Here is a 26,689-nt window from a genome sequence, read left to right as displayed (position 1 = left end):
GGGCCGATGGGGCGGGCAGCTGTGGTTGCCGCCCGTCCCATCGAGGTCAGTTGCCGTAGTAGTCGTTCGCCTTCAGGTCGGCGTCGATGTCGGCAGCCGCCTTGTCGAGGATGGCGTTGGCGTTACCACCAGCGATGATGTCCTGCGCCGCCTTGGCGAAGGTCGTGGTCAGGAACGGGTAGCCCGGCGTCGGGGGACGAAGCTCGGCGAAGGCCGCAGACTCGTCGAGGAAGAAGCGCTTCGGGCCTCCTTCCTGCCACCCTGGCGACAGCTGGGCCGCCTCGTCCGTTGCCGGGACGTTGCCGGAGTCGGTCACGATCTTCGAGAGGTACTTCGGCTTGAGCGAGTACGCGAGGTAGTCCATGGCAGCGGCCTTGTTCGCGCAGTTGGAGCTCACGCCCCACTGCCAGGAACCGCCGCCGATCTTGGGCCCCTTGCCGAAGTCCGGGGGCGGCAGCGCGACGCCGTCCTTGACCTTGTCGAGACCCGTGGAGTTCCAGATACCGGTCCACACCATCGCCGACTTGCCGTTGGAGAAGTCGGCAAACGCATCGACCCCGGACTTGGCAGGGGTGTAGCCCTGGTCCACCAGACCGCGGAACCACGCGGCCCACTTCTTGGCAGCGTCGCCGTTGATCGCGCCCTGCGCGGTCTTGTAGCTGGAGCGATCGATGAGGTCGCCGCCGAAGCTCTGCAGGAAGGGCGAATAGCCGTAGGTCCACCACTCGGTTCCCGAGTCACCGGTACCGAGGTCGAACGTGGTCTTGAACTTGCCGGTCGCCTTGATCTTCGGCAATGCGTCGGCGAACTCAGCGGCGGTCCACGGCTGCTTCACGGTGGGGATGCGCACGCCAGCCTGAACCAGGGCGTCCTTGTGGGCGAAGATCGCCAGTGCCGCCTCGAAGTAGCCGATCGAGTAGAGCTTGTCGTTGTAGATGCCCTTGGTGCTGTCGAGGTTCTTGGCGACCAGGTCCGCCGGCAGGTCGAGCGGGGCCAGGAAGCCGGCCTTCGCCCACGCCGGCACGTTCGGCGCGTCGATGTCGAGGATGCAGGGGAGCTTCTTCGACGTGGCGGCAGCAGTGACTGCGCCGTTGTACGCCTCTTGCGGGAACGACTTGAGCTCGACCTTGTACTTCTGCTGGCTCGAGTTGTAGTCGGCGATGGCCGTCTTGAGGAGCGCGATCTCCTTGGGGGCGCCACCCGCGTGGGTCCACAGGGTCAGGGTGCCCCCGTCTCCGCCGCTGGCGTTGGTGGTGGCCTTCGCGCAGCCCGTCATCATCAGAGCAGTGGTTGCCAAGAGCGCGCCAGCACTCACAACCCTGCGTCGCATGTCTCGATTCACGGTGGTTCTCCCTGGGGTGAGGTACTGTCGCGGTGAGTGAAGAAACGTTTCCGCAATAGTGATACAACGTTTCTTCACTGTCAATACCCAACCTGGGCCCAGTTTCCGACGTTGCTGAGGAGAATCCTGTGCCGCCCTCTCGCCCCACCTTGAAGGACGTTGCCGTGCGCGCCGGCGTCTCGATCACGACGGTTTCGGTGGTGCTCAATGGGAAGCGAGACGGTGTCCGAGTCCCGGAAGGAACACGAGAGCGCGTGCAGAAGGCGGCCGACGAGCTCGGCTACCGGCCCAACGAGATGGCCCGAGGGCTGCGACAACGAAGCAGCCAGGCGATCGGTTTTCTGTCCGATGAGGTGACCACCACCCCGTTCGCTGTGGCGATGTTGGCGGCCGCGCAGACCGAGGCTGCGCGCAGCGGCTATCTGCTCATCACCGTGAACATCGGTCGCTCACCCAACGACGCCGACATGGAACGCGCGCTCGACTCCTTGCTGCAACATCAGGTGTCCTCACTGGTGGTCGCACACATGTTCCACCAGGAGGTCGAACCCCTCCCGGGACTTCCCGAGACGACGATCTTCCTCAACTGCCGCGCAACCAGCGGATCCTTTCGCTCGATCGTTCCCTCCGAGACGTCCGCTGCGTACGACGCGACACGGGAGCTTCTTGCGCACGGACACAGGCGAATTGCCTACCTCGAGGGTGACACCGGGCTGGTTGCGTCCGGCCTTCGCTACGACGGCTACCGGCAAGCTCTCGAAGAGGCCGGAATCAGACCGGACCCGCGTCTGCGCCTTGGTGTCTTGCCGAGGGTCAGCGGCGGCGTGCGCGGCGGCGAACTGCTCGACCTCCCTGACGATGTGCGCCCGACCGGGGTGTTCTGCTTCAACGACCAGGTCGCGATGGGCTTCTACCGCGCCGCGCGACAGCGAGGGCTTTCGATCCCCCACGACATCTCAGTGATCGGCTTCGACGACCAAGAGTTCATCGCCTCAGAACTCGATCCGCCCCTGACGACGATGCGGCTGCCTCATGCCGAGATGGGAAAGCTGGCAATCCAAACGTTGCTCGGCCACGACACCTCGTCCGCCTCCTGGCAGCCCAACGGCACCGGTGAGGTCGCCCGACTGGAGTGCCCTCTCGTGCGCCGCGCCTCCGTGACCGCTGTCGGAGCTGCCCGACTCCCGGCGTGAATATCGTGGCCCTGCGTCACTACTGGCGGAGTGCTACACGCGCCGATCGGGGCGTCGGGCGGTCCCGGTGTGCTCGAAAGACGACGTCTGGCGTCAGTGTCTGTGGGGAAATCGCGGCGAAATGCGTTGGTGCGCCAAGGAGCCGCCGGTGAGCGGGCGGCATACGTCGGTCTGCAAATCCATCGCGAAAGCTTCGAAGGTTCGAATCCTTCACCTGCCACCCAGTGCACGAGAGGCCCTGACCTGCGGAAACGCAGGTCAGGGGCTCTCTGTCCATACCCGCTAGGGGTATCTGGGGCAGGAAGATTTGCGGGTACATCGTCAGGCCGGTGACCTGCGGAAACGCTGCGCCGGTTCTGTCCCGCGGGAAATGCGCTGGGAATGTAGGTGCCGAACGCCGTGAAGTCGGACTCCTGAGCCGGTGACCTGCACGGACCCGTCGGGTGGGGGTATGCAATCGCGGTGGAGTCTCGCACCGTCCCGCTTCCGATGGGCCACGTGGCGCGTACCGCGGCTGCGGACTGAACCCAACACTCCCGGCGGCGAAGTCGGGGCGGGTGACCGGACCCGCTCCTGGGCCGTAGTACGCGACCTGAAGCGACCCTGTCGCAGAGCGGCGGTTAGGTCACCCGGGTAGGAGAACTCGGACGTGGTCTCTTATCTCCTGGACGACGTCGGCGACCGGGTTTGCGATGTTGATCGTCGCAGCCATGCTGACGAACATGATCGCGGAGACGATGTGGGCGAGTTTCGCGACGTCGCGGGAGGGGATGCGCTCGTCTCGCGCCAGTACGTCGGCGATCGCCTTTTCGGTCTGCACCGTCAGGGTGAGCGCGTCGCGGTGGTGGGGCTCTTCGGGGTCGCCGAAAACGATCTCGCGCAGGTACGTCCGCCCGTTGTCGACCTGCTTGCGGTTGCATTCCACGACGGGTCGGACCACTGCCATCACCGCGTCGAGGACGTCGGGGATGCTCTCGGCGGCGGTCCTGCCCCGGGCGAGGGCGTCAGCGTAGGAGGAGTTCTGCACGAGGAGGAGGAGCTCGCCCTTGTTCTTGGCGTAGAGGAACAACGTGCCCGCACCGATGTCGGCCTTGTCGGCGATCTCCTGTGCGGTGACCTCGTCCACGCCGCGCTCTGCGAAGAGCTCTCGGGCGGCGGCGGTGATGCGGTCGAGCTTCTGCTGTTTGTTCCGCTCGCGCCGTCCGACTGGTGGGGAGGTGAGTGGCATGACTGCCGCCCTTCTCTGCGGTGTGGGTTCCTGCTGTGTGGGCTCGGATGCTCGGCGCTCATTCTTCCACGGCGTAGAAGGGAGCCCTGGTGTCTCGGAGCTCCGGATAGAGGGCCTCGACCGGACCGCTGAGAGCCGCCTTGACGTGGACGGTCAGGTCATCGGCGATGACCTCGTAGTCGCCGGCCTCGACACCGTCGTAGACCTTGGTCACGAGTTCCGCCGGTTGCATCTTGGGGCCATCCGCGTGCGCGGCCATGCGGGTCTCGACGTAGCCCATGTGCACACCCGTCACGTGGACGCCCTCGGGTGCGAGCTCGAGCCGCAGTGAGTTGGTCGCTGACCAGAGCGCGGCCTTCGCGGCGCTGTAGATGCCGCCGAACGCGTACCAGCTGGCCACCGAGTGCACGTCCACGAGAACGGACTGGGTCTGTGCGGCGAGCGTAGGCGCGAAGGCACGGGCGAGGAGGACGGGTCCGAAGAAGTTGGTTTCCATGTTTGCCCGGATGTCCGCCTCGGTCACCTGTAGCAGGCTGGCGCTTGGCGGGTTGGCGCCGGCGTTGTTGATGAGCGCTGTCACGTCTGGCGCGGCGGCCACGGCCGCCTCGATGGACGCGGCGTCGGTGATGTCGAGGATGAGGGGGACGATGCGCTCGTCGCCCCACGTGCGAGGAGTACGGGCGGTGGCGTAGACCTTGGCCGCGCCGCGCGCGAGAGCTTGGTGGACGAAGTGGGTTCCGATGCCGCCGTTGGCCCCCGTGACCAGGACCACTCCACCTTTGAGGGAAGGCATCAGCGGGCGAGGAAGTCGACGGCGGCCGGAGCGAACGCGTCGTGGAACTGGAAGATGCCGCCGTGGCCGGAGTCGGGGTAGATGACCAGCTCGGACCCCTTGATGCGGCGGTGCAGGTCTTCGGAGAGCACCGAAGGCACCATCCGGTCGTTGTCGCCGTTGGCGATCAGGGTCGGCTGGGTGATCCTCGACAGGTCGCCGGGGATCGAGCGTCCCCACTTCTTGATCGCCTTGAGCTGTGTTTGGAGCGCCCTCACCGACACCGGCGCGTCGCGGTCCGCGGCCCGCTCCTTGAGGCGCTCCACGAACGCGAGGGCAGCAGCCTTGCCTGTGGCGTTGCGGTTGAAGAAGAGGAACTCCTTGGGGTCCGACCGGGTCAGGGTCGCCCGCAGGATGTCGTAGTAGGTGACGCCGGCAACCTTGTCCATGTCCTTGCCGCCAGCAGGACCGGTGCCGGTGAGGACGAGTTTGCGGACCAGCCCGGGGTGCTTGACCACGAGTGCTTGGGCAACCATGCCCCCGAGGGAGAAGGAGAAGATGTCGACCTGGTCGAAGCCGAGAGCCTCGATGAAGGTCACCGCGTCGTCGGCCATCGCCTCGATGCTGTCGGGAACGGCGCCGCTGGATGCTCCGACGCCGCGGTTGTCGAAGGTGATCACATGGTGCTCGGCGGCGATGGGGTCGACGATCCGGGGGTCCCAGTTGTCGAGGTTCGCAGCGAGGTGGACGAAGAAGACGACGGGGGTCCCGCCTTTCGGGCCCAGCTCGCGGTAGGCGTAGGTCACGCCGCCGGCGTGGACGGTTTGGGTCGGCGCGTCCTTGTAGGCCGTGATGACGTTGTCCTGTCCTTGCGGGTTCGTGCTCATGATGTTCTCGTGCTTTCTGGTTTGTGGATGCGGGTTTCTGGTTGGGGGTTGCTGGTTGGGGGTTGTTCGTGGTGCGCGCAGGGTTTGTCAGGCGTGGCTGATGAGGGCCTTGCCGCGGATGCGGCCCTTCCCGAGGGACTGCACCGCCTGCACGGTGTGGTCGAAGTCGAAGACCCGGCCGACGACGGGGCGCACCGCGCCGGCGTCCACCAGGTCTGTGATCTGGCGGAGCTGGTCACCGCTGGCGCGCATGAACAGGAACTCGTACGTCACGCCGAGGTGGCGGGCTTGGCGGCGTACGCCGCTGCTGAGGGCGGTCATCACAAGCCGGAGGAGCGGGTTCGCGCCGAGCTCGCGGGCGAACGCCGAGTCTGGCGGCCCGGCGATCCCGATCACTTTGCCCCCTGGTCGCAACACATGCAGCGACTTCTGCAGAGTCTCTCCACCGACGGTGTCCAGCACGAGGTCGTACCCGTCAAGGAGCTGTTCGAAGTCCTGGCTGCGGTAGTCGATGACCACATCCGCCCCGAGTGCGCACAGGAAGTCGGCGTCGCTCCTGCTGGACGTGGTGGCGACCATGGCGCCGAGGTGCTTGGCGAGTTGGATTGCGATCGTTCCGACTCCGCCGGCGCCCCCGTGGATGAGAACCCGTTGACCCGGCTGGAGGTTGCCCCGTTCGACGAGCGCCTGCCATGCGGTCAACGCCACTAGCGGCAGGGAGGCCGCTTCCTCGAGGCTGACGGACGCGGGCTTGAGCGCCAGGTCGGCTTCGGCAATCGCGATACGCTCTGCGAACGTTCCGATGCGATCCTTGGCGGGCCGGGCGTAGACCTTGTCGCCAAGCTTGAATCCGTGCACCATCGCGCCGACGCCGATCACCGTTCCCGCGACGTCGTTGCCGAGGATCTGCGGCAGCTCGTACCGGAGGATCTGCTTGAACTCGCCAGTCCGGATCTTCTCGTCGAGCAGGTTGAGCCCGGCAGCCTGGACCTGGACGAGCACGTCCTGCTCTCCGACCACCGGCTCGGGAACGTCCGCTTCCTCCAACGGTCCCTTGTACTGCTTCACAACGAACGCTCGCATGTCGCTTGTCCTTCCTACCCTGCCTCATTATGAGGTCACTCAATAATGAGTCTACTCAGACAATCTGTCAAGTGACCCCCCGAGGGCAGCCGCGGTGACTGGGAATGGCGCACCCATGGCGAACTGAGCAGTCGAGGGGTGGGCGCGGTCGTGGGTGACTACGCATCGGTCTGGGTGATGCCTCGCATTGGCATTCAGGCGTTCGTTCGCCGGACGATCAGGGATTCAATGTTGTTGTCGCGAGGCGGATGAACCGTCACTCAAGTTTGCGCGGGCCACTGTGCCCTGAGTGCAAACACGAAGGAAGTGAGCAGGATGAGCGCGAGGGTGCGTTGGGGCATCGTCGGGACTGGCGGGATAGCGCGGCGAACGGTTGGYGATCTGCAGCTGTGCGACAACGTCGAGCTTGTCGGCATCTGCTCGCGTGACAAGGACCGGGCCGAGAGTTTCGCCTCCGAGCACGCGATCCCGTTCGCGTCCACCGACTTCGACGAGTTCTGCGCATCCGGGCAGGTGGATGCGGTGTACATCGGCATCCCACACGGGCTGCACTTCGACTACGCCGCACGCGCCTTGCGGACGGGTACGCACGTGGTGTGTGAAAAGCCCCTGACGATGACCTCCGCTGAAGCCGAGGAGCTGCAACGTCTCTCGCGCGAGAACGGCGCATTTCTCATGGAGGCCATGTGGATGAAGTTCACCCCGGCGTTTCGAGCCGTGACCGAACTCTTGCGGTCGGGCAAGATCGGGGTACCGCGACTGATTCAAGCCGGTGCCGGATTCCCAGTCCCCCCGGATGGCCCGGCCAGGTACTGGGTCGCGGAGCTCGGCGGGGGCGCCCTGTACGACCTGGGCGTGTACACGATCGCCGTCGCGCACGCTGTCCTGGGAACCCCGGACCAGGTGATCGCGGTGGGAGAGATCCGCGACGACGGTGTCGACGAACAAGAGGCGTACACCTTGATGTACACCTCTGGTGCGCTTGCACAGCTGACGAACTCGCTCACCACCTTCATTCCCCCGGGCGGTTGGATCGGCGGAACGCGAGGAAGCATCACCCTGGGCGAGCCGCTCTTCGCTCCACGCTCCCTTCGCGTGGTGACGGGACAGCCTCCGGCCCCACCGACAGTGGAGGAACTCACCTTCGAACAGGAGGGTGCCGGCTACGTCCCGATGTTCCGCGCCGCATCCGAGGCCATCCTCCGGGGCGACCTCGAGCATCCCATCCATCCGGTCTCCCACACGGTTGAAGTTCTTCGAATCCTGGAGAGGGTTCGAGCCCAACTTCGGGTGGTGAGTGAGCGCGCCAGCGAGGGTGGTCAGCTCGGCGCGTTGGGCCGACACGGGTCATGACGCCGACGCCATGGGCACAGCTCTCCCTCTCGGGCCGCACCGTGGTCGTCACCGGAGCGGCCTCTGGGATCGGCGCAGCCGTGGCGGCGGGCGCAACAGCCGCCGGCGCGACCGTCATCGCAGTCGACCAGCGCTCAACGGATGGCGTGCGCGCGCTCGACGTTCGCGACGAGTCGCAATGGGACACCTTGGCCGCAGAGCTCTCAGACACCGGTCAGACGATCCACGGCCTGGTGAACTGCGCAGGGACGACCTGGCGTGCGCGAGTCGGTGACGCCACACGGGATGACTTCGTCGAGGTACAGGACGTCAATGTCGTTGGCCCGCTGCTCGGGATCAAGACTCTCGTTCCCCTCATGCGTCCCGGCGCGTCGATCGTCAACATCGGCTCGCTCGCCGCACTCCAGGGCCACTACGCCGTCGCGTACACGGCCAGCAAGTGGGCGCTCCGCGGGCTGACCCATGCGGCGTGCCTGGAACTCGGTCCGCTGGGAATCCGCGTCAACATCGTCCACCCCGGATTCATCGACACCCCGATGACGGCGTCGGCGCCGGCGGAGTTCCGAGCCGCCTCTGTCGACGCCGCGCCACTGGGCCGAGCGGGGGCCAGCAACGAGATCGCGAGCGTCGTGACGTTCCTGCTCGGCGACGCCGCCTCGTACGTGAGCGGAGCCGAGATCCCCGTGGACGGTGGCACCAGCTCCCACGGCGGGGCAAAGGCAGTCTCCGACATCCTGCGGCCCCAGTACCTCCCGCCCATGCGCGCGGGAACCTAGGCCCGCGCCACCACCGCACTACGAATGGACACAACCATGACGCCTGACGAGCTTGACGCGACCGACCCTGCAGGCGCGATCGCGGCAGCAGCGAAGCGGGTCTCGAACTGGGGGCGGTGGGGGCCCGACGACGTTCGCGGCACCATGAACTTCCTGAGCCAGGAGAAGCGACGCTCGGCCGCCGCCCTCGTCGTCACCGGTCGAAGCTTCTCGCTGTCGCAGTCCTTCGACATGGACGGGCCACAGAAGGGGTGGCGCAGGCGGACCAACCCGATCCACGTCATGCTCGACACTGGTTCCGACGCTGTGGCGGGCGTACAGGGTTTCCCCCACGGTCTTGGCGGTGCGGACGATGTGGTGACGATGCCGCTCCAGTGCTCGACCCAATGGGATGGGTTGGGCCACATCTTCGACCACGGCAAGGCCTGGAACGGGCGTCCGGCCGACCAGGTGGTGACAAGCCTCGGCGACAGCGTCACGGGCATCGAGACGGTGGCGGACGTCGTCGCCGGGCGCGGGGTGCTCCTCGACGTCGCTCGTCAGTTCGGGACCGACGGTGAGCTGCCCGACGGGTTCGCGATCACCGAGCAGCACCTCGAGGCCACGATCGTCGCGCAGGGGCCCAGCTCCATCGTCGGTCGTGGAGACGTCGTCGTGGTCCGCACGGGACGGCTCACGCGCGCCAGACGCGAAGGTTGGAAGGACTACGCCGGGGGGGACTCGCCGGGTCTGTCTTTCACCACGCTCGACTGGCTACACCGGTCCGAAATCGCGGCCATCGCCACGGACACCTGGGGCCTGGAGGTGCGGCCCAACGAGTTCGACGACGCGTTCCAGCCGCTGCACCAGGTGGCGATCCCACACATCGGGCTTTTCCTCGGTGAGATGTGGGATCTCGAGGCTCTCAGCGAGGACTGCGTCACGGACGGGGTCTACGAGTTCTGGCTCACGGCAGCGCCCATCCCGTTCACGGGTGCCGTTGGCGCACCGGTGAATCCAGTCGCGGTCAAGTGACACGGCGACTGGAGGGCAAGGTCGCCCTGATCACGGGCACGGCTGGTGGTCAGGGCCGCGAAGCAGCGCTGCTCTTCGCGGCCGAGGGCGCCATCGTGGTGGGCTGCGACCTCCAGGCAGACGCCGCGGCTGAGACTGTCGAGCTGGTCCGCGCCACTGGAGGAGTGATGACCAGCACGCACCCTGTGGACCTCACCGACGAGGCGAGCGTGCGCGCGTGCGTGGACGAAGCCGCGGAGCGATATGGCGGTATCGACGTCGTGTATGCCAACGCGGGAGCAACGCGCTTCAGCCCCGTCGAGCAGGTCACTATCGAGGAGTGGCACTTCGTGCTGGCTCACGAGCTGGATGTGGCGTTCCTGCCGATCAGAACCGCGTGGAAACACCTCAAGGTCTCGCCCTCAGGGGCGATCGTGCTCGTCGGTTCCACCGCCGGGATCAGTGGGTCAATGACGAATACCCGGGTGGCCCACACCGTCACCAAGGGTGGCATCGTGGCTCTGACCAAGCAGCTCGCCGCCGAAGGTGCTCCGCACGGCATACGAGTGAACTGCGTGAGCCCCGGCATGGTCGCCACTCCAGCCACGCAAGCGGACCTGCTCGCGCCCGGCCATCCCATGCGGGACATCGCCCGGCACATCCCACTGGGCCGAGTCGGAAGCCCTCGGGAGGTAGTGCAGTGTGCGCTGTTCCTCGCCTCCGATGAGGCGTCCTACGTCACGGGGGCGAACCTCGTGGTCGACGGGGGCTGGTCGGCCGTGCTACCGGGTCAGTGGACCTCGGCCCCACCCGCAGCAAGTATGTGAGCTTGGCGAAGGTGGGCGACTGATAGCGATCTCGACTTCTCCTCCAACGGGATTCAGCGGAGGTAGCGGTGGATGAAACGGTTGCCGAACTTCCGGTCCGGATCGGTTTGGTTCATCAGCCTGCTGAAGTTCTCAGACCGTGGGAAGGCCGCAGACACATGGGACCGGTCGAGCTCGAAGAGCTTCCCCCAGTGCGGCCGAGCATCCAGAGGTACCAGGGCGGCTTCGATCTCTCGGAGGGCAGCACGGACGGCTGGCTCGTCCTTCACCCAGGTGAAGTGGAAGGCGACAGTCTCGCGTTCGTAGGCGCCACTCAGCCACAGGGAATCCGAGGCGACGGTGCGCACCTCGGCCACCTGCAGGAGGTGTCGGAAATTGGGGGAGAGGCGGCGCAGGGCGGCGAGCCCGGGAAGCGCATGCTCTCGCGGCAGAAAGTACTCACTTTGGAGCTCGTCACCTCGGCTTGGGGTGAAGTCGAGGCGGAAGTGTGGCAGTCGGTGCAGCCACGGACCTGCGACGCCCCCTTGGTCCGTGAGCGCTTCGGTTGCGCCTCCAGGGAGCATGTGGGTGAGAGCTTGTGCGGCGGTCGTGCCAAAGGGTTCTGAGGCTGTCAACTGTTCGCCCCGGGCCTTGACCCACAGTTGGTTCTCGGTCTCGTCACCAAAGTAGGTGAAGATGCTGACGCTGTACCCGGCCCCTGTGAGGTCTTCGAAACGGTCTTCGATGGTTGACCAGCTCAGACCGAGCCGCACGGCTTGATGGACGAGGTAGCTGGGCTCGATGTCCAGGACCAGGCGCGTGACAATGCCAAGCGCCCCCAAGGCCACGACGGATCCGTTGAAGTCGGGGTCGGCCCGGTCGAGGCGCCGCACGCAGCCGTTCGCTCCGAGAATCTCGAGGGCACGTACGGCCCCGGCGAGAGACTGGTTCCGGTCGCCGGAGCCGTGCGTCCCGGTTGCCACGGCCCCGCCGACAGAGATGTGGGGAAGGGATGCCATGTTGGCCAAGGCGTGTCCGCTGGCCTCCAGTGCCGTCGCCAGGTCGCCGTAGCGCGTTCCTGCCGAGACAGAGACCGACCACGACTCCTCGTCGATCCGGATGTCGTGCGGCAGCCCTGCCAGGTCCACGAGGATCCCGACGGTGTCGGTGAGGTCGGTAAACGAGTGACGAGAGCCGAGCGCTCGTATTCGTGGTGACCCCGCGACAAGTTCTTGCAACTCGTCGACACTTGATGGCCTCGCCAATGCGACGGCGGTGTAGGAGTAGTTGCCAGCCCAATTGGTGCCGATGGCGGACGCCACAACAGACCTTCTTCCTTCAAACTCGCGGTGACGTTCGTACGGTGGCGTGGCGGTGGCGTGGCGGTGGCGTGGCGGTGGCGTGGCGGTGGCGTGGCGGTGGCGTGGCGGTGGCGTGGCGGTGGCGTGGCGGTGGCGTGGCGGTGGCGTGGCGGTGGCGTGGCGGTGGCGTGGGGGGGCTTACGCGGGATCGCCGGCCAGGTGAACGACGGTCGCCACGCTCGCTCGTGCAACTCGACCAGCGGCCCTGTCGTAGGCGGCTTGCACGTCGGGCTGGGCCTCAGGTGTGTACTCGGTCGTCGTGCGGAAGTGCCATGACGGTGGCTCGGGGCTGCCCAGCAAGACCCATGCCGCTTGGCGGGCGGCTCCGTCGGCGACGTCCTCTCCGACATCCGGCACGATCACCGGTAGCCCCCAGGTCCTTGACCCGACGACGCGGAATGCCTCTGACCGTGCGCCACCGCCGACGAGTGTCACGGTATTGATGGTGACGCCCTGATCCCGCATCCCGGCCATCGCGGCTCCGAGGAGCCCCGCGAGGCCCTCGAAGGAGGCCAGAGACAGGTTGGCGGCAGTCAGACCCTCCAGAGTGACTCCATGCAGTTCACCGGTGGCCAAGGGCAGGTTCGGTGTCCTCTCGCCCTCGAGGTAGGGAACGAGGACGAGTCCTCCTGACCCCGGAGGTGCGCCGAGCGCAAGCTGCGCAAGGGCCTCGTGGTCGACGCCGAGCAGCTGCGCGGTTGCATCGAGGACCCGGGCGCCGTTGAGGGTGCAGGCGAGGGGGAGGAACCGGCCCGTCGCGTCCGCGAACCCCGCAACGGTTCCGGTCCGGTCGGCTGTCGGGGTGTCTGAGACCGAGGCGACGACGCCCGAGGTGCCGAGCGATACCAGCGTGTCCCCGGCCCCCAAGCCCAGACCCAGTGCAGCGCCGGCGTTGTCGCCGCATCCGGGGCCTACGACCAGATGTGAGAGCCCCAGGTCCGCTGATCCTTGGCCCGCTGGGTCGTGGGGTCCCAGGACGCGCGGAAGTCGGATGGTGGCTAACGCCGACTCGTCGCGACGAAGGGCCAAAGCCAGTAGGTCCCGCCGGTAGGTCCCTGAGACGGCGTCGAAATAGCCGGTGCCGGAGGCGTCGGAGCGGTCGGTTACCAGGGTGTCGAGGGACTCGGCGCCGGTGAGCCGCCAGGTCAGCCAGTCGTGCGGAAGGGCTACGGCGGCTGTTGCGGCGGCGTTGTCGGGCTCGTGGTCGGCGAGCCACCGCAGCTTGGTCACGGTGAGCGAAGCGACCGGGACTGTTCCGACGGCCTCTGCCCATCTCGTGGCACCGAGGGTCTCCTCACCCTCGCCGAGCTCGCGAATCAGGTCCGAGGCGGCCGACGCAGAGCGTGTGTCGTTCCACAACAGAGCGGGACGGATCACGTGACCCTGCGCGTCCAGACACACCATGCCGTGTTGCTGACCTGCGACGGAGATCGCAGCGACGTCCGACAGGCCGCCGGCAGTCTCGATCGCGGTCTTGAGGGCCTCCCACCAGGCCTCAGGGTCGACCTCCGTGCCTGGAGGATGTTGGGCGCTACCGCGGCGCTCCAGCTGCCCAGACTCGGCGTCCCGGATCACGACTTTGCACGACTGGGTTGATGAGTCAATGCCCGCGACGAGGGTCACCCGTCAGCCAACCAGGTGCTCGATGGCGAGCTGGTTGAGCCGGACGAAGCCGTAGTCGCGCTCCGCTGCCTCCTCCACGTCGAAGCCGTCATCCCCGGCGAGGAAGTCGGTGACCGACTCGTTCGGGTCGAGGGTAGGCGTGGCCAGTGACGTGACACCGGAGTACTCGAGCGCCTCCGTGACCCGTGGGTCCGCGCGAAATGACTTCGCCTTCTCGGCCAGGTGCAGGTAGGTGGACATGCACGCCTTGGCGGACTCCCACACTCCGGTGAGGTGCTCGGTGCGAGACGGCTTGTAGTCGAAGTGTCTTGGCCCATCAAAGCGCGGGGCGTCTGGCCTGCCGACGAAGCCGTTCTCAAGCAGGTCAACGGTAAAGAAGGCGGACAACAGATCGCCGTGCCCGAAGACGAGATCCTGGTCGTACTTCAGGCCGCGCTGACCGTTCAGGTCGATGTGGAACAGCTTGTCGCTCCAGAGCGCCTGGGCGAGCTGGTGCGTGTAGTTGAGGTTGGCCATCTGCTCGTGACCCGTCTCCGGGTTCACGCCCACGATGTCACCATGCTCGAGTTCCGCGATCAGCGCCAGAGCGTGCCCGACCGTAGGCAGGAAGATGTCTCCACGGGGCTCGTTCGGCTTGGGTTCGAGCGCGATTCGCAGGTCGTAGTCCTTGTCCTTGATGTATGCCGCAACGGTGTCCAGACCCTCCTTGTAACGGTCCAAGGCCGAGTACAGGTCCTTGGATCCGTCGTACTCGGCGCCCTCGCGGCCGCCCCACATGACGAAGGTCGTGGCACCCATCTCGGCGGCGATGTCAACGGCGCCGAGAACCTTGCGCAGCCCGAACCGCCGGACCGACCGGTCGTTTGACGTCAGTCCGCCATCCTTGAAGACCGGGTGCGAGAAGGTGTTGGTGGTGACCATCTCGATGACCAACCCGGAGGCATCCGTGGCGGCCTTCAATCGGCCAAGGCGGTCCTGTTTGGTTGCGTCGTCGGCGTCGAAGGCAAAGACGTCGTTGTCGTGGAAGGTGATGCCCCAGGCGCCGATCTCGGCGAGCTTCTCGGCATACTCCCACGGGTCCAGCGCGGGGCGGCTGGCCGTTCCGAAGGGGTCGGCGCCGGTCCAGCCGACGGTCCAGAGACCGAACGAGAATCTGTCTTCAGGCTGAGGCTGACGATCCACGGTGCACTCACTTCCGGAAGGGGACTGTCGCGTCGCAAACGGGTGTCGCGAGCGGTTGCCAGCATCGCCCATCCCAAATCGGAATGACAGTTCTAGTTCGTGATGGAGACCATCGGCGCGAGCGATGCCGGGATCAGGGTGAGGGCTCGGTGACGAACTCACGGTGCGGCAGAAAGAGCGACACCACCGCGCCAAGGGCGAGGACTCCCGCAAGCGCGAGGAACAGCCCGCCCTCATCGGACTGAGTGGCAAGCGCACCCCCTATCGAGGCGGCCCCGATGGTGACTCCGAGTTCACGCCCGAGTGAGACGGTGGACGTTGCGGATCCCACGTGCTCTCTGGGCGCCGCGTCCTGCGCCATCGTGGTGACGAGCTGCATGTAGCAGCCGGTGCCCATGCCAAGCACGGACACCCACGCAGCGGTGTGCAGCACGCTCCAGGACGCGTCCAGACCCGACAGTGCAGTCATCGCGCCCGCACCGACCGCGCACCCAAGGACGGGCAGTCGCCGATACTTCCCGGTCCGAGAGATCAAGGCGGACGTCCCGAAGATCGAGGCCATCATTCCGACGATGAGTGCCAAGAGGAGGGCTCCGGAAGCTGTGGCAGGGACGGCCAGGACAGTCTGGACGATGGTCGGGAGGTAGCCGACGAGCGCAAAGACGGCGACCCCGATCGTCAAGCCCAACCATGTGCTGACGGTGATCGTGCGATCCTTCAACACGCCCACGGGAATGAGCGGGTCCACGTGACGGAGCATCCGCCTCACGAAGACGCCGGTCGCCAACACCGTCACAACCAGAAGGGCCGCGCCAGCAGCAGGCTTCCCCCAAGGGCCGCCCTGTCCGACCGTGCCGGTCAGGGAGACGAGCGCTGTCACGGCGACCGCGTAGACGATGGCCCCTGGAACGTCCAGCTTTCCACTGGGGCTTGGGGACTCGGTCCGGGGGACGGACTTGAACGCCATCGCAAGCGCCATGACCCCAAGGGGCAGGTTCACCCAGAACACCCACCGCCATCCCACGGTGTCGGTGAGGACGCCTCCGACAAGGGGAGCCACCACGCTGGCGGTCGCGAATACGAGTCCCACCGGGGCCATGAACTGGCCGCGGTGACGAGCTGGCACAGCGTCCGCGACAACGGCCTGGGAAAGGACGAGGACGCCACCCCCGGCCAGCCCTTGAATCGCGCGGAGTGCAACGAGCTGCAGCATGGTGCTTGCGAGCCCGCAGGCGACGGATGAGATGACGAATCCGGCAAGGCACAGGAGGAAGACCGATCGGCGGCCACGCAGGTCGCCCAGACGCCCATAGACGGGCATGGAGATGGTCATCGCCAGCGTGTAGCTGGCAAAGACCCAACCCATCGCGGAGCGGCCGCCGACATCGCGAACTATGGCGGGCAGTGCGGTCGCGACGATCGTCTGGTCCATGGCCGTGAGCAACGTGACGACAAGGAGCGCAGCTTGGAGACGGCGGTGTCGCGTGGATGGGTATGCGGGAGCAAACAGAGTGGCACTGGGCACGGGGGCAGTCCTGCCTGAGTAGGACGCGGCGATGTGCGCGTAGCCCGCCAATGACGGGCCCGACGGGCGGTCGCAGCCGTGCGATTGCCACCCCGGCATCCGTCTTCATCGTATCCGACCTCGGCGGGCGGAAGCCGGCCTCACGTCCTTCGAATAGTTGAAGGTGGGCATCGCTTCTGGTGATGTCTCGCATCGGCATTCACGCCTTCGTCGATCGTCAGATCACCGCTTCAATGACGCTGTCTTGGAACGGACGACCTAGCAAGGGAGTGTTGATGATCGCCGACCGGATTCTGGAGGAGGGGACCCTCAGGGCGGAAGGACGGCGCGCCTCCGTTGAGGTTCGCATCCCTTGGTACCGGGCGTTGCCCGCGTCATGCATCGCTGACGTCGAGCTGCGCATTGACGGCCACGTCGCACCCAAGGACAGCCTGCTGTGGAACATGAATGGTAGGGAATTCCGACTGGACCAACTCGCGGACACGGTCGATGAGTGGTGGTTCACCACCGACTCCGCCGTCCTGTCGGGGGACCTCGCAGTCGAAGACGGCCAGACGCACGAAGTCGAGGTCGACCTCCACCTCTACATCCCCTACATCGTGACCGCCCACGGCGTGCTGCTCATCGAGGAGCACGGCCGCAAGACCATGGAGGTTGCTGCACATGTCTGACGGCCTCGGCACCCCGATCCAGGGCGTGACCCTCTACAGCTTCACGCGCGCGTTCCACGCGCGGCAGTACGATCTCGAAGGCCTCATCCGCCGGGTGTCCGCCGACGGGTACGGGCCCGGCTTGGAGATCATCGGCTTCTCGGCTTTCCGCGGCTTCCCGGACGTGACCGACGAGTATGCCGAGTGGTTCCGTGGCGTGGTGAGTGATGCTGGGCTGGTCCAGACCTCCCTGGCCATCAACACGGACGTCGGCATCCGGCGCGACCGCCTGATGACGGACGCCGAGCTGGTGGAGTACATGCGTCGCCAGATCGAGTCCGCGGCGAAGCTCGGTTTCCCGTTGGCGCGCGTCCAGATCTCTTTGACACCGGACTCGATGGAGGCGCTGCTCCCCATCGCCGAGCGGTACGGGGTGACGCTGGCGATCGAGGTCCACGCTCACCACCACGGGCAGCACGAGCTGGTCCTGGCCCTTCGCGATCGGTACGAGAAGCTGGGGTCGCCCCTGCTTGGCTTCGTGGCCGACTGGGGTTCCACCGTCTCCGACTTCGCGCCGTCTGCGATCGAGGCATACCGGCGACGTGGTGCGAGCGAGGACCTCATCTCGGCCGCGGTCTCGCTGTGGCGCGACTACTACCGACAGGGTCCGCCGAACACCGACGCCGAGCACGGTGAGCGGTTCGGTTCCTTCATCGGGCTGGCGGCACGTCACGGCCGGCCGGAGCTCGGCGTCGACCTTGCGATCAACGGGACCGGTCTGTTCGGACCGGCCAGGGTGGACTCGTGGCACGAGATCCTGCCCTGGATCCGTCACGTCCACGGCAAGTTCTTCGGCATCGACGAGAACGGTGAGGAGCCGTCCGTTCCCGTCCGTGACCTCATCACGCTCCTCGTCAACGCCGGGTACAAGGGCGCCGTCTCGACGGAGTACGAAGGATGGCACTGGAACTACTGGGACGACGCGTTCCCGATCGTGGCGGGTGAGCAGGCTGTCCAGCGATCGGCGGCCGAGCTCGCGGGGTCGCGCATGATCACGTCGGCCGCGGAGGCTCGTCAGCAACTGGCGGCTCACCATGGGTCGGTGCGCCGGGCCGTTTCGTAGGCTCTGCGCATGACGCCCCCGAGCAGCGAGCTGGTCAAGCAGCCGAAGCAAGAGCGCAGCCGTCAGTCCTTCGACCGCGCGGTCGAGGCCGCCATGTCCCTGATGGTCGAGCGACGCTCAGGTGCCATCACGGTCGCCGAGGTGGCAGCGCGCTCAGGGGTCTCAACCGGGTCCATCTACGCGCGGGTCGCCAGCAAGGAGGATCTCATCCGTGTTGCGCATGTGCGCCTCATGGATCGTCTGGCGATCGAGACCCGTCAGGCACTGAGTCTGGAGGTCGCGCCCCACGAGTCCCTGGTGGATCTGGTGGGGCGCGCCGTGCGTGCCCTCGCGGAGCTGTTGCGCCGGCATGCCGAGGAGCTGGCTCCGTTCATGCGGCTCGCCCACCGGGACCCAGTGATCGCCGCGGGCGGCAAGAGGGCGCACGAAGAGATGGTGTCGGCCTTCGCCAGCACCCTCCTGTCGGCCGATGGTGGCATCACTCGCCCGGATCCACAGGCCGCGGTCACGTGGTCCTGCACGGTGGTCTACAGCGTCCTCGCCCGCCAGCTGGGCCTGGGGAGCGACCCTGAGGCTGCGATGGACCAGCCCTGGGACGAACTGCTCGCAGTGCTCGTCGAGATGGTCGCCGCATATCTCGCACCGGTCTGACCTGCCGGGCATCGCTGATGACGATGCACGGCATCATGAACTAGAACTGTTGTTTTAGTTCCGCACGATGAAGACTCTCCGCAGCGCCCGCCACAGCGGTGGGACGTCGAGAGGAGACACGGTGCCCGACACGACCACGAACGTTCGCCGCAGGACGGTCGGAGACGATGCTCCGGACATCACCCTCCCGGACGTCGATGGCACCACGGTCAGCACGAAGTACTCCGCCAACGTGGCCACCGTTGTCGTCTTCACCTCGAACGGGTGTCCCTACGCCCTCGCGTGGCACGACCGCATCCAGCAGGTCGGTGCCGACTACGGGACCCGCGGAGTTCAGGTCGTCCAGGTCGTGAGCAACGACGACCAGCTCCAGCCCAAGGACTCCATCGAGGGTATGCGCCACCGCATCGAGGCCGGCGAGGTCACCGGCGTCTACCTCAAGGACGTGCAGCAGTCGGTCACGGCTTCCTTCGGCGCCACGGCAACGCCCGAGGTGTTCGTCGTCGACAGCGATGGGCTCATCCGCTACCACGGCGCGCCCGACGCAGACCACGATGACCCGACCCAGAATGCCCAGTTCGTGCGGGATGCCCTCGAGAACGTGCTGGCCAGCGAGCCTGTCCAGCGACCCTCCACCTCGCCGGCGGGCTGCTCGGTCAAGTGGCGCGTCGACCTGCTCTGGTACGACGGCTGTCCCAGTCACGGCGCCGCCGAGATCCTCCTGACCGAGTGCCTCGCCGAGATCGGTCGCACCGACGTCCGCCTGGAGCGGGTCCAGGTCACCTCTCCCGAACAGGCAACCAGCCGATCCTTTCCCGGGTCTCCCACGTTCCAGGTGGGCGGCACCGATCTGTTCGCCGTCGATGCTCCGTCGGCCCTCGCCTGCCGGACCTACCAGCGATCAGATGGCCGCGTCTCCCCGCTCCCGGCCAAGGACGACCTCGTCGCACAGCTTCGCGAAGCGCTCGCCCGACCGTGGGACCTGCCCGGCTGGCGCGACTTCCGCAAGGCCTCCAGCGGCAACGCTGGCGCCTGAGACCACATCCCCGAGGAGTCCTCAATGTCGCGGAACTTCCCCTCACGCGTCGACATCGCCATCGTCGGAAGCGGGCCGTCCGGTGCGGCCTACGCGCGCGTCCTGAGCGAACTGCGTCCGGACCTCGATCTCGTCACCTTCGAAGTGGGACCCCTTCTGGCGGACACGCCCGGGCTCCATGTCAAGAACATCGTCGACGCCGAGGAAAGGACGGCCGCGCAGCGTCGCTCAGAAGGCCTGGTCGACCCGGACGCCGAGGACCGGCGGCTTCGTCGAGCCGGCACCTATCTGCTTCCCGACGGCTTCCAACAGCCGGGCGAGCACGGCATACCTTCGTTGGCGATGTCGAGCAATGTCGGGGGGATGGGGGCGCACTGGACCGCAGCGTGCCCGAGGCCCGGCGACAGTGAGGTCATCGGGTTCATCGACAACCTCGACGAGCTCCTCGATGAAGCAGAGCGCCTCCTCGGAGTGTCCGCCCACGCCTTCGACGGCGCTCCCTTCGCCAACGAAGTGCGAGCACGGCTTGGCAGCGTCTTCGACGATTCGCGCCCGACGGGTCGCAAGGTCCAGCCCATGCCATTGGCGGTGCAGACCCACGGTGACGGCCGGGTGACCTGGTCGGGATCCGACGTTGTCTACGGCGACGCCACGCGGTCCAACCCGCGACACAGCCTCTTCCCCGAAGCGCAGGTTCGTGTGCTTCGGCTGGAGGACGGTTTCGTGTCAGGTGTCGTGGTCCGCGACCTCCAGGACGATGCCGAACACTACGTGGCGGCCGGTCAGGTCGTCGTGGCCGCTGATGCGGTCCGAACCCCACAGCTCCTGTGGGCGTCGGGAATCCGCCCCCGCGCGCTGGGTCGCTACCTGAACGACCAGTCCCAGGTCATCTTCGCGGCACGGCTGCGTGACGTCGGCGCGGGTCGGGGTGAGCAGGGCGCGGAGCCCGGGAAGCCCTCGATCGCCCGCCAGAGCGGGGTGAGCTGGGTTCCGTTCACCGACGCTGAACCCTTCCACGGCCAGGTCATGCAGCTGGACGCGTCGCCGGTGCCCCTGGCCACCGATGACGCTGTGGAGCCGGGCAGTATCGTCGGCCTCGGCTGGTTCTGTGCCAAGGAGCTCCAGGAGACCGATCGCCTCGAGTTCGACGACGACCGGACCGACGCGTACGGGATGCCGGCGATCAGGGTCCACTACACGCTGACGGACGGCGACCGCGCGGCTCTGGACCGTGCGCGCGAGACGGTCAAGCGAGCGGCGGCGGCCCTTGGCGACCCTCTCGACGCCGAACCGATCACCCTGCCGGCGGGGGCGTCCCTCCACTACCAGGGCACCGTGCGGATGGGCTTGGCCGATGACGGCACCTCGGTGTGCGACTCATTGTCGAGAGTCTGGGGTGTCGAGGGTCTGAGGGTCGCCGGCAACGGTGTCATCCCCACGTCCACCGCATGCAACCCGACGCTGACGTCCGTTGCCCTGGCCGTGGCCGGCGCACGCGACATCGCGACGACCTACCCGAAGCAGGAAGGCCAACTGCAATGACCGACAACCAGGATCGGCCAGCACTGCGCGTGGCCATGGTGGGATACGCCTTCATGGGCGCTGCCCATTCCCAGGCGTGGCGAACGGCCCCCCGTGTGTTCGATCTCCCCCTCGCCCCTGAGATGACCGTGCTCGTCGGTCGCGACGAGGGCCGGCTCAGCGCGGCCGCCGAGAGGATGGGCTGGTCGTCGACCGAGACCGACTGGCGACGCGTCCTTGACCGCGACGACATCGATCTGGTCGACATCTGCACGCCGGGCGACACCCACGCGGAGATCGCCATCGCCGCGCTGCGGGCCGGCAAGCACGTGCTGTGCGAGAAGCCGATGGCCAACTCCGTCGACGAGGCCGAGCGGATGGCCGTCTCGGCGCGCGAGGCTCGCGAGCGCGGAGTGCGGTCCATGGTCGGCTTCACCTACCGCCGGGTGCCGGCGATCGCCCTGGCCAAGCGGCTCGTCGAGCAGGGACGCATCGGCGAGGTTCGTCACGTGCGAGCCCAGTACCTGCAGGACTGGATCGCCGACCCGGAGGCCCCGTTGTCCTGGCGACTGGACAAGGAGAAGGCCGGTTCCGGAGCGCTTGGTGACATCGGCGCTCACGCGCTCGACCTGGCGCAGTACCTGACCGGCGACACGGTCGTCGAGGTCTCGGGAAACCTTCGAACCTTCGTGGCCGAGCGCCCGGTCGCGAGCGAGCACGCCGGACTGTCCGGCACCGCATCGACGGAGCGCGGACCGGTGACCGTCGACGACGCAGCGAGCTTCCTGGCCACGTTCTCCAACGGCGCCATGGGCGTGTTCGAAGCCACCCGCTTCGCCTACGGGCGCAAGAACGCCCTGCGGATCGAGGTCAACGGGTCCAAGGGAAGTCTCGCCTTCGACTTCGAGGACATGAACGTCCTGGAGTTCTTCGATGCGGGCGAGCCGTCCGACACCGCCGGCTTCCGCCGGATCCTCGCCACCGAGCCGGACCATCCCTACCTCGCGGCCTGGTGGCCACCGGGGCACGGCCTCGGCTATGAGCACGGCTTCAGCCACCAGGTCGTCGACCTGGTGTCCGCCATCGCCGCAGGGAGTGACCCCACACCCTCGTTCGACGAGGGCCTCCAAGTGCAGCGTGTCCTCGACGCCGTCGAGACCAGCTCCGCCTCGCGGACCTGGCAGACCGTCCCCGCCTGAGATCGGAAGGAACCACCATGCCTCGCCCCGTCACCCTCTTCACCGGCCAGTGGGCCGACCTGCCCTTCGAAGAGGTCGCGCGCCTAGCCTCCGAATGGGGCTACGACGGCCTCGAGATCGCCTGCTGGGGGGACCACCTCGACCCTTGGAGGGCCGCAGACGACGACGACTACGTCCAGGCCAAGCTCGACCTCCTGGCCAAGTACAACCTCAAGGTGTTTGCGATCTCCAACCACCTCACAGGGCAAGCCGTGTGCGACGACCCGATCGACGCCCGGCACCAGGGCATTCTCTCGTCCCGGGTCTGGGGCGATGGTGACGCCGAGGGTGTGCGACAGCGCGCTGCCGAGGAGATGAAGATGACGGCCCGCGCGGCTCAGCGGCTGGGGGTCTCCACTGTCATCGGGTTCACCGGTTCGGCGATCTGGAAGTACGTCGCGATGTTCCCGCCCGCGTCGGCCGAGATGGTGGACGCCGGCTACCAGGACTTCGCCGACCGGTGGAACCCGATCCTCGACGTCTTCGACGAGTGTGGGGTCCGGTTTGCGCACGAGGTGCACCCCTCGGAGATCGCCTACGACTACTGGACGACGGTCCGCACCCTCGAGGCCATCGGCCACCGTGAGGCATTCGGTCTCAACTGGGACCCGAGCCACTTCGTCTGGCAGGACCTCGACCCGGTGGGCTTCCTGTGGGACTTCAAGGACCGGATCTACCACGTCGACTGCAAGGACGCCAAGCGCCTGGTGGGCAACGGCCGCAACGGACGTCTCGGGTCCCACCTCCCTTGGGCAGACCCCCGTCGCGGCTGGGACTTCGTGTCCACGGGTCACGGTGACGTGCCGTGGGAGCAGTGCTTCCGGATGCTCAACACCATCGGCTACGACGGACCCATCTCCGTCGAGTGGGAGGACGCAGGGATGGATCGCCTCGTCGGTGCTCCCGAGGCGCTGGAATTTGTGCGCCGACTCGCCTTCGACGCGCCCTCAGCCTCGTTCGACGCAGCCTTCTCGTCGGGGGAGTGACCATGATCTCCACCATCCGGCAGGCAGTCCTGACCGCAGAGTTCGACGAGCGCCAGCTCACCTCGCTGCTCGTCAACGCCGGCCCGTCCGCGGGACCTGCCGCGCTCGGAGTCGTCATCGGCAACATCGTCAGCTCCATCCGCCGTGATCGCAAGGAGCTCCGCCACTGGCTGGCGGGCGCGGGGGAGATTCCCGCATGAGCAGCGGCCAGCGCAAGGTCATCGTCATCGGATCGGGACCGACGGGAGCGGTGTACGCCCGTCGTCTGCTGGAGCGAAACGAGTCGGTCTCGGTGTTGATGGTCGAGGCCGGTCCGGCCCTGACCGAGCCCCTCGGCATGAACGTGCGCAACATTGCGGACAAGGCGGAGCAGACGGCAGCCAAGCTTGCTTCGCAAGGGCCTGCATCCGGTCGCGCGGGGATGGCCGGTATCCCGACGGGCGGAATGGAGGGCACGGTCACCGCTCGGCAGGGGACACACCTGGTTGGTCGCGCGGCTGGAGGCAGCGCAGGTATGCCGGCTGCTGCGGCTGCGACGTGTGTGGGAGGTCAAGGGGCCCACTGGACGTGCGCAACCCCACGGCCGGTAGGCACCGAGCGCATCGACTTCCTCGAAGGGGAGCTGGACGGCCTGCTCGACGAGGCGGAGCGTCTCCTGCACACCACCCACGAGGCCTTCAGCGGTGCGCCGCAGGCCACAGCACTCCTGGACCTGGTCACGGGCGAGTTCGCCGACGACGGTCTGCTCGTCCAACCGCTGCCCGTTGCCGGCGACCCTCGCGCCGACGGTTCGATGCGCTGGTCTGGCACGGATGTGGTGCTGGGGGAGCTCGCAACACCAGGTGCGAAAAGGGATCGCTTCGAACTCCGGACAGGGACCCTTGCCGTACGCCTCGTTGTTGAGGACGGTGCGGTCGTGGGCGCCATCCTGCGCGACCTCGCCACCGGAGCGGAATCCGAGGAACGGGCCGACGAGGTCGTCGTTGCCGCCGACGCGCTGCGCACCCCTCAGTTGCTGTGGGCGTCGGGGATCAGGCCCGAGGCCCTCGGTCGGTACCTGACCGAGCACCCGCTCATCTTCGGTGTCGTGGCCGTCAAGGAAGGGCTGCTCCCGCCGGTCGGTGAAACTGCTGTTCCGGTGGACCCGGTTCGAGTGGTGGTGGGGATTCGCTTTGACCAGGAGCTCCACCCCTTCCACGCACAACTCATCTACAGCCCGGTCTGCCCCATTCCGCTCCCGCCGGACAGCCCGTTCACCGGCAACTCAGGAGGCTATGTCGGCATGGGCTGGGGGGTCCGGAAATGGCCGCGGGCAGAGGACCGACTTCTGTTCGTCGACGATGAGCCCGACGAGTTCCAGCTGCCGGGTATCAGGATCGCCTACGAGGTCACTCAACGCGAAGAGGCGGAACTCGACCACGCGCGGGAGTTCCTCGCCCGCGCGGCAGGCGCCTTGGGAACCTTCATCGACGGGATGCCCGTCGTGATGCCACCAGGAAGCTCCCTGCACTACATGGGCACGGTTCGCATGGGGGCGCACGACGACGGCACCAGCGTTTGTGACCCCGATTCGCGGGTCTGGGGCGTGCCCGGGCTCGTCCTGGCGGGCAACGGCCTGATTCCGACCGCGAACTCCTGCAACCCGACGCTGACCAGCGTCGCGCTCGCCGTGCGCGGAGCCGACGCCCTGGCCGATCGGCTCGCAAGCACCCAAACCCCAGCACAGAGGGAAGAGGCACGATGACCACCATTGACGACACCACCCTGCTCCAGCGCCTGACGGAGCTGGAGGCCCGAGTGGGGGGCGCCGAGCTCGAAGCCGTGCGCGCTGCTGACCGCGGTGCGGTGGAGAACGTGTTCAACCGCTACATGCACTTCCACAATGCGTACGAGGACGAGCGGATCATCGACGAGCTCTGGGCCAAACCGGGGACCGAAGGGATCCGGTCCCGCTACAACAATGTCGGGGAGTACTCGACGTACGAGTCGGTCACGGCCTACCACCGCGGACGTCCACGGCCGGTCGGCAAGCTCTTGTTCCACTACACGACCACCCCCGTGGTCGAGGTCTCCTCCGACGGCACCACCGCCAAGGGCATCTGGATCATGGCCGGCCTGGAGTCCGGGCTGATGGACCCCGAGATCGCCAAGGAAGCCCCGCCGTACGTGTTCTCCGGCGGCGAGGTCGACGGTAAGCCAGTCTGGGCCCACTGGGTGTGGTGCAAGTACGGCGTCGACTTCATCAAGCAGGACGGCGAGTGGCGGATCTGGCACTTCCGTTGCTACGAGGTGGCGAGAGCGCCGTTCAACCGCGACTGGATCAGCTTCGCGAAGGACAACCAGCACAGCCACGACTCGCAGCTCGCCTGGTTCGGGGACGACGGCAAGCCGGTCTTCCTCCCCGCGGTCGACGGCCCGATCGTGACGCAGAAGTACGAGCCGTACGCGAACGACACCGCCCAGAAGCTCGACCCGGAGCCGCCACGCCCGTACGGCACGTTCGAGGACACGTTCCGGTGAACCGCCTCGACTCCCTCTCGGTCAACCTGGAGTACATGTTCCACGAGGCCGGAGAAGACCTTGCCTCCAGGGTGCGGGCTGCATCCCGGGCCGGGTTCACCAAGGCCGAGATCTTCTGGACCCACGACAAGGACCTCGACGCCCTGGAGGCTGCCCTGGACGAGACCGGGGTCCAGCTGTGGACGGTGCTCGTCGACCCGCGGACCACTCGGCTCGTCCTCGAGGACACCCACGAGGGCTTCCTCGACGACGTCCGACGCACTGTCGCGGACGCGGTCAGGCTCAATTGTCCGCACGTCGTCGTGGGGTCGGGCCCTGCCGTTCCCTACCTCAAGCGACCCGTCCAGATCGGGATCATGACGGAGGCCGTCGCCCGCGCTGCAGAGATCGCGGCCGATGCCGACGTCACGCTCCTCGTGGAGGCCGTCAACACCCGGATGGACCACCCGGGCGTGCTGACCAGCATGACGTCCGACTCCGTGGCCGTCGTCCGTGGGGTCGACTCGCCGCATGCCCGTGTCCTCTACGACCTCTACCACTCGGTCGTCGAAGGCGAGGACCCGAACGTCGTGCTTCCTGAGGTCATCGACGTGGTCGCCCACGTGCAGATCGCGGATGCCCCCGGTAGGGGGGAGCCGGGAAGCGGCGCCATCGACTGGCCGGCTGCCTTCGCGCTGCTCGACCAGGTCGGGTATGCCGGCGCGGTCGGAGTCGAGTGCTACCCGACCATCGCGTCGACGGCCGATGCGCTCAGCTACCTGCGACAGGTAGCCGAAGGCGAACAGGTCCCAGCGCGATGACGCAACAGGATGGCGCGGGCGGGCGACGCATCAAGTGGAG

Annotated in this window: 25 protein-coding genes; 16 read left to right on the top strand and 9 right to left on the bottom strand. The window is 67.0% G+C overall.

Features of this window, described 5'->3' with window-relative positions; translation table 11 throughout:
• Window positions 1–46 precede the first annotated feature (46 nt).
• Window positions 47–1,297: an extracellular solute-binding protein gene (locus ACXJKD_RS08110; RefSeq protein WP_457253961.1), complete on the bottom strand. Its 1,251-nt coding sequence runs from the start codon at window positions 1,295–1,297 to the stop codon at window positions 47–49.
• Between the two features lie 173 nt (window positions 1,298–1,470).
• On the opposite strand from ACXJKD_RS08110, the gene ACXJKD_RS08105 reads away from it, so the two are divergent.
• Window positions 1,471–2,535, top strand: a complete 1,065-nt coding sequence (locus ACXJKD_RS08105; protein ID WP_457253960.1) for a LacI family DNA-binding transcriptional regulator — start codon at window positions 1,471–1,473, stop codon at window positions 2,533–2,535.
• A 625-nt stretch (window positions 2,536–3,160) separates the two neighbouring features.
• Here the strand turns inward: ACXJKD_RS08105 and ACXJKD_RS08100 are convergent.
• From ACXJKD_RS08100 to ACXJKD_RS08085, 4 genes are all read right to left on the bottom strand, one after another.
• Window positions 3,161–3,763: a TetR/AcrR family transcriptional regulator gene (locus tag ACXJKD_RS08100; protein ID WP_457253959.1), complete on the bottom strand. Its 603-nt coding sequence runs from the start codon at window positions 3,761–3,763 to the stop codon at window positions 3,161–3,163.
• 58 nt (window positions 3,764–3,821) lie between these two features.
• The gene (locus ACXJKD_RS08095; RefSeq protein WP_457253958.1) at window positions 3,822–4,556 is read right to left on the bottom strand and encodes an SDR family oxidoreductase; all 735 of its coding nucleotides are present in this window, start codon (window positions 4,554–4,556) and stop codon (window positions 3,822–3,824) included.
• The gene (locus ACXJKD_RS08090) at window positions 4,556–5,422 is read right to left on the bottom strand and encodes an alpha/beta fold hydrolase (RefSeq protein WP_457253957.1); all 867 of its coding nucleotides are present in this window, start codon (window positions 5,420–5,422) and stop codon (window positions 4,556–4,558) included. The genes ACXJKD_RS08095 and ACXJKD_RS08090 overlap by 1 nt, the downstream gene beginning before the upstream one ends.
• Window positions 5,423–5,509: 87 nt before the next feature.
• Complete coding sequence (locus tag ACXJKD_RS08085) at window positions 5,510–6,505, bottom strand: NADP-dependent oxidoreductase (RefSeq protein ID WP_457253956.1); 996 nt, start codon at window positions 6,503–6,505, stop codon at window positions 5,510–5,512.
• A 315-nt stretch (window positions 6,506–6,820) separates the two neighbouring features.
• Between ACXJKD_RS08085 and ACXJKD_RS08080 the strand changes: the two genes are divergently transcribed.
• Genes ACXJKD_RS08080 through ACXJKD_RS08065 form a run of 4 tightly spaced genes read left to right on the top strand, consistent with a single transcriptional unit; the run spans window position 6,821 to window position 10,454 of the window.
• Window positions 6,821–7,858, top strand: coding sequence for a Gfo/Idh/MocA family protein (locus ACXJKD_RS08080; RefSeq protein ID WP_457253955.1), 1,038 nt, complete (start codon window positions 6,821–6,823; stop codon window positions 7,856–7,858).
• Window positions 7,855–8,634: an SDR family oxidoreductase gene (locus tag ACXJKD_RS08075; RefSeq protein ID WP_457253954.1), complete on the top strand. Its 780-nt coding sequence runs from the start codon at window positions 7,855–7,857 to the stop codon at window positions 8,632–8,634. Before ACXJKD_RS08080 ends, ACXJKD_RS08075 begins: the two co-directional genes overlap by 4 nt.
• A 36-nt stretch (window positions 8,635–8,670) precedes the next feature.
• Window positions 8,671–9,648: a cyclase family protein gene (locus ACXJKD_RS08070; protein WP_457253953.1), complete on the top strand. Its 978-nt coding sequence runs from the start codon at window positions 8,671–8,673 to the stop codon at window positions 9,646–9,648.
• On the top strand, window positions 9,645–10,454 hold the full coding sequence (locus tag ACXJKD_RS08065) for an SDR family NAD(P)-dependent oxidoreductase (RefSeq protein ID WP_457253952.1): 810 nt from the start codon (window positions 9,645–9,647) through the stop codon (window positions 10,452–10,454). The genes ACXJKD_RS08070 and ACXJKD_RS08065 overlap by 4 nt, the downstream gene beginning before the upstream one ends.
• 53 nt (window positions 10,455–10,507) lie before the next feature.
• Here the strand turns inward: ACXJKD_RS08065 and ACXJKD_RS08060 are convergent, their stop codons facing one another.
• The 4 genes from ACXJKD_RS08060 to ACXJKD_RS08045 form a co-directional block, all read right to left on the bottom strand.
• Window positions 10,508–11,755 carry an FAD-binding protein gene (locus ACXJKD_RS08060; protein WP_457253951.1) on the bottom strand — a complete coding sequence of 416 codons (1,248 nt, stop codon included), beginning with the start codon at window positions 11,753–11,755 and terminating at the stop codon, window positions 10,508–10,510.
• A 177-nt stretch (window positions 11,756–11,932) separates the two neighbouring features.
• Complete coding sequence (locus ACXJKD_RS08055; RefSeq protein ID WP_457253949.1) at window positions 11,933–13,417, bottom strand: xylulokinase; 1,485 nt, start codon at window positions 13,415–13,417, stop codon at window positions 11,933–11,935.
• 3 nt (window positions 13,418–13,420) lie between these two features.
• On the bottom strand, window positions 13,421–14,599 hold the full coding sequence (gene xylA / locus ACXJKD_RS08050) for a xylose isomerase (protein WP_457253948.1): 1,179 nt from the start codon (window positions 14,597–14,599) through the stop codon (window positions 13,421–13,423).
• A gap of 133 nt (window positions 14,600–14,732) precedes the next feature.
• Window positions 14,733–16,223, bottom strand: coding sequence for an MDR family MFS transporter (locus tag ACXJKD_RS08045; RefSeq protein WP_457253947.1), 1,491 nt, complete (start codon window positions 16,221–16,223; stop codon window positions 14,733–14,735).
• 83 nt (window positions 16,224–16,306) lie between these two features.
• Between ACXJKD_RS08045 and ACXJKD_RS08040 the strand changes: the two genes are divergently transcribed.
• The 11 genes from ACXJKD_RS08040 (at window position 16,307) to ACXJKD_RS07990 (ending at window position 26,649) form a co-directional block, all read left to right on the top strand.
• A complete protein-coding gene (locus ACXJKD_RS08040) occupies window positions 16,307–16,795 on the top strand; it encodes a C-glycoside deglycosidase beta subunit domain-containing protein (RefSeq protein WP_457253946.1) in 489 nt (162 codons plus the stop codon).
• Complete coding sequence (locus ACXJKD_RS08035; protein ID WP_457253945.1) at window positions 16,788–17,897, top strand: sugar phosphate isomerase/epimerase family protein; 1,110 nt, start codon at window positions 16,788–16,790, stop codon at window positions 17,895–17,897. The genes ACXJKD_RS08040 and ACXJKD_RS08035 overlap by 8 nt, the downstream gene beginning before the upstream one ends.
• A gap of 9 nt (window positions 17,898–17,906) precedes the next feature.
• A complete protein-coding gene (locus ACXJKD_RS08030) occupies window positions 17,907–18,548 on the top strand; it encodes a TetR/AcrR family transcriptional regulator (RefSeq protein WP_457253944.1) in 642 nt (213 codons plus the stop codon).
• Window positions 18,549–18,669: 121 nt separating this feature from the next.
• Window positions 18,670–19,584, top strand: coding sequence for a redoxin family protein (locus ACXJKD_RS08025; RefSeq protein ID WP_457253943.1), 915 nt, complete (start codon window positions 18,670–18,672; stop codon window positions 19,582–19,584).
• Between the two features lie 24 nt (window positions 19,585–19,608).
• The gene (locus ACXJKD_RS08020) at window positions 19,609–21,126 is read left to right on the top strand and encodes a GMC family oxidoreductase (protein ID WP_457253942.1); all 1,518 of its coding nucleotides are present in this window, start codon (window positions 19,609–19,611) and stop codon (window positions 21,124–21,126) included.
• A complete protein-coding gene (locus tag ACXJKD_RS08015) occupies window positions 21,123–22,304 on the top strand; it encodes a Gfo/Idh/MocA family protein (RefSeq protein WP_457253941.1) in 1,182 nt (393 codons plus the stop codon). The genes ACXJKD_RS08020 and ACXJKD_RS08015 overlap by 4 nt, the downstream gene beginning before the upstream one ends.
• A gap of 17 nt (window positions 22,305–22,321) precedes the next feature.
• The gene (locus ACXJKD_RS08010; protein ID WP_457253940.1) at window positions 22,322–23,329 is read left to right on the top strand and encodes a sugar phosphate isomerase/epimerase family protein; all 1,008 of its coding nucleotides are present in this window, start codon (window positions 22,322–22,324) and stop codon (window positions 23,327–23,329) included.
• A gap of 2 nt (window positions 23,330–23,331) precedes the next feature.
• Entirely contained in the window at window positions 23,332–23,529 is a 198-nt protein-coding gene (locus ACXJKD_RS08005; RefSeq protein ID WP_457253939.1) for a hypothetical protein, read from the top strand.
• A complete protein-coding gene (locus tag ACXJKD_RS08000) occupies window positions 23,526–25,073 on the top strand; it encodes a GMC oxidoreductase (RefSeq protein WP_457253938.1) in 1,548 nt (515 codons plus the stop codon). The genes ACXJKD_RS08005 and ACXJKD_RS08000 overlap by 4 nt, the downstream gene beginning before the upstream one ends.
• Entirely contained in the window at window positions 25,070–25,849 is a 780-nt protein-coding gene (locus ACXJKD_RS07995) for a nuclear transport factor 2 family protein (protein ID WP_457253937.1), read from the top strand. The genes ACXJKD_RS08000 and ACXJKD_RS07995 overlap by 4 nt, the downstream gene beginning before the upstream one ends.
• Window positions 25,846–26,649 (top strand): TIM barrel protein, encoded by an 804-nt coding sequence (locus tag ACXJKD_RS07990; RefSeq protein ID WP_457253936.1) that lies wholly within the window; start codon window positions 25,846–25,848, stop codon window positions 26,647–26,649. Before ACXJKD_RS07995 ends, ACXJKD_RS07990 begins: the two co-directional genes overlap by 4 nt.
• The last annotated feature ends 40 nt before the right edge of the window (window positions 26,650–26,689 follow it).

The sequence above is a fragment of the Pedococcus sp. P5_B7 genome, from assembly GCF_054049895.1.
The sequence above is the reverse complement of the archived record's forward strand: the minus strand, read 5'-3'. Positions and strand labels throughout refer to the sequence as shown.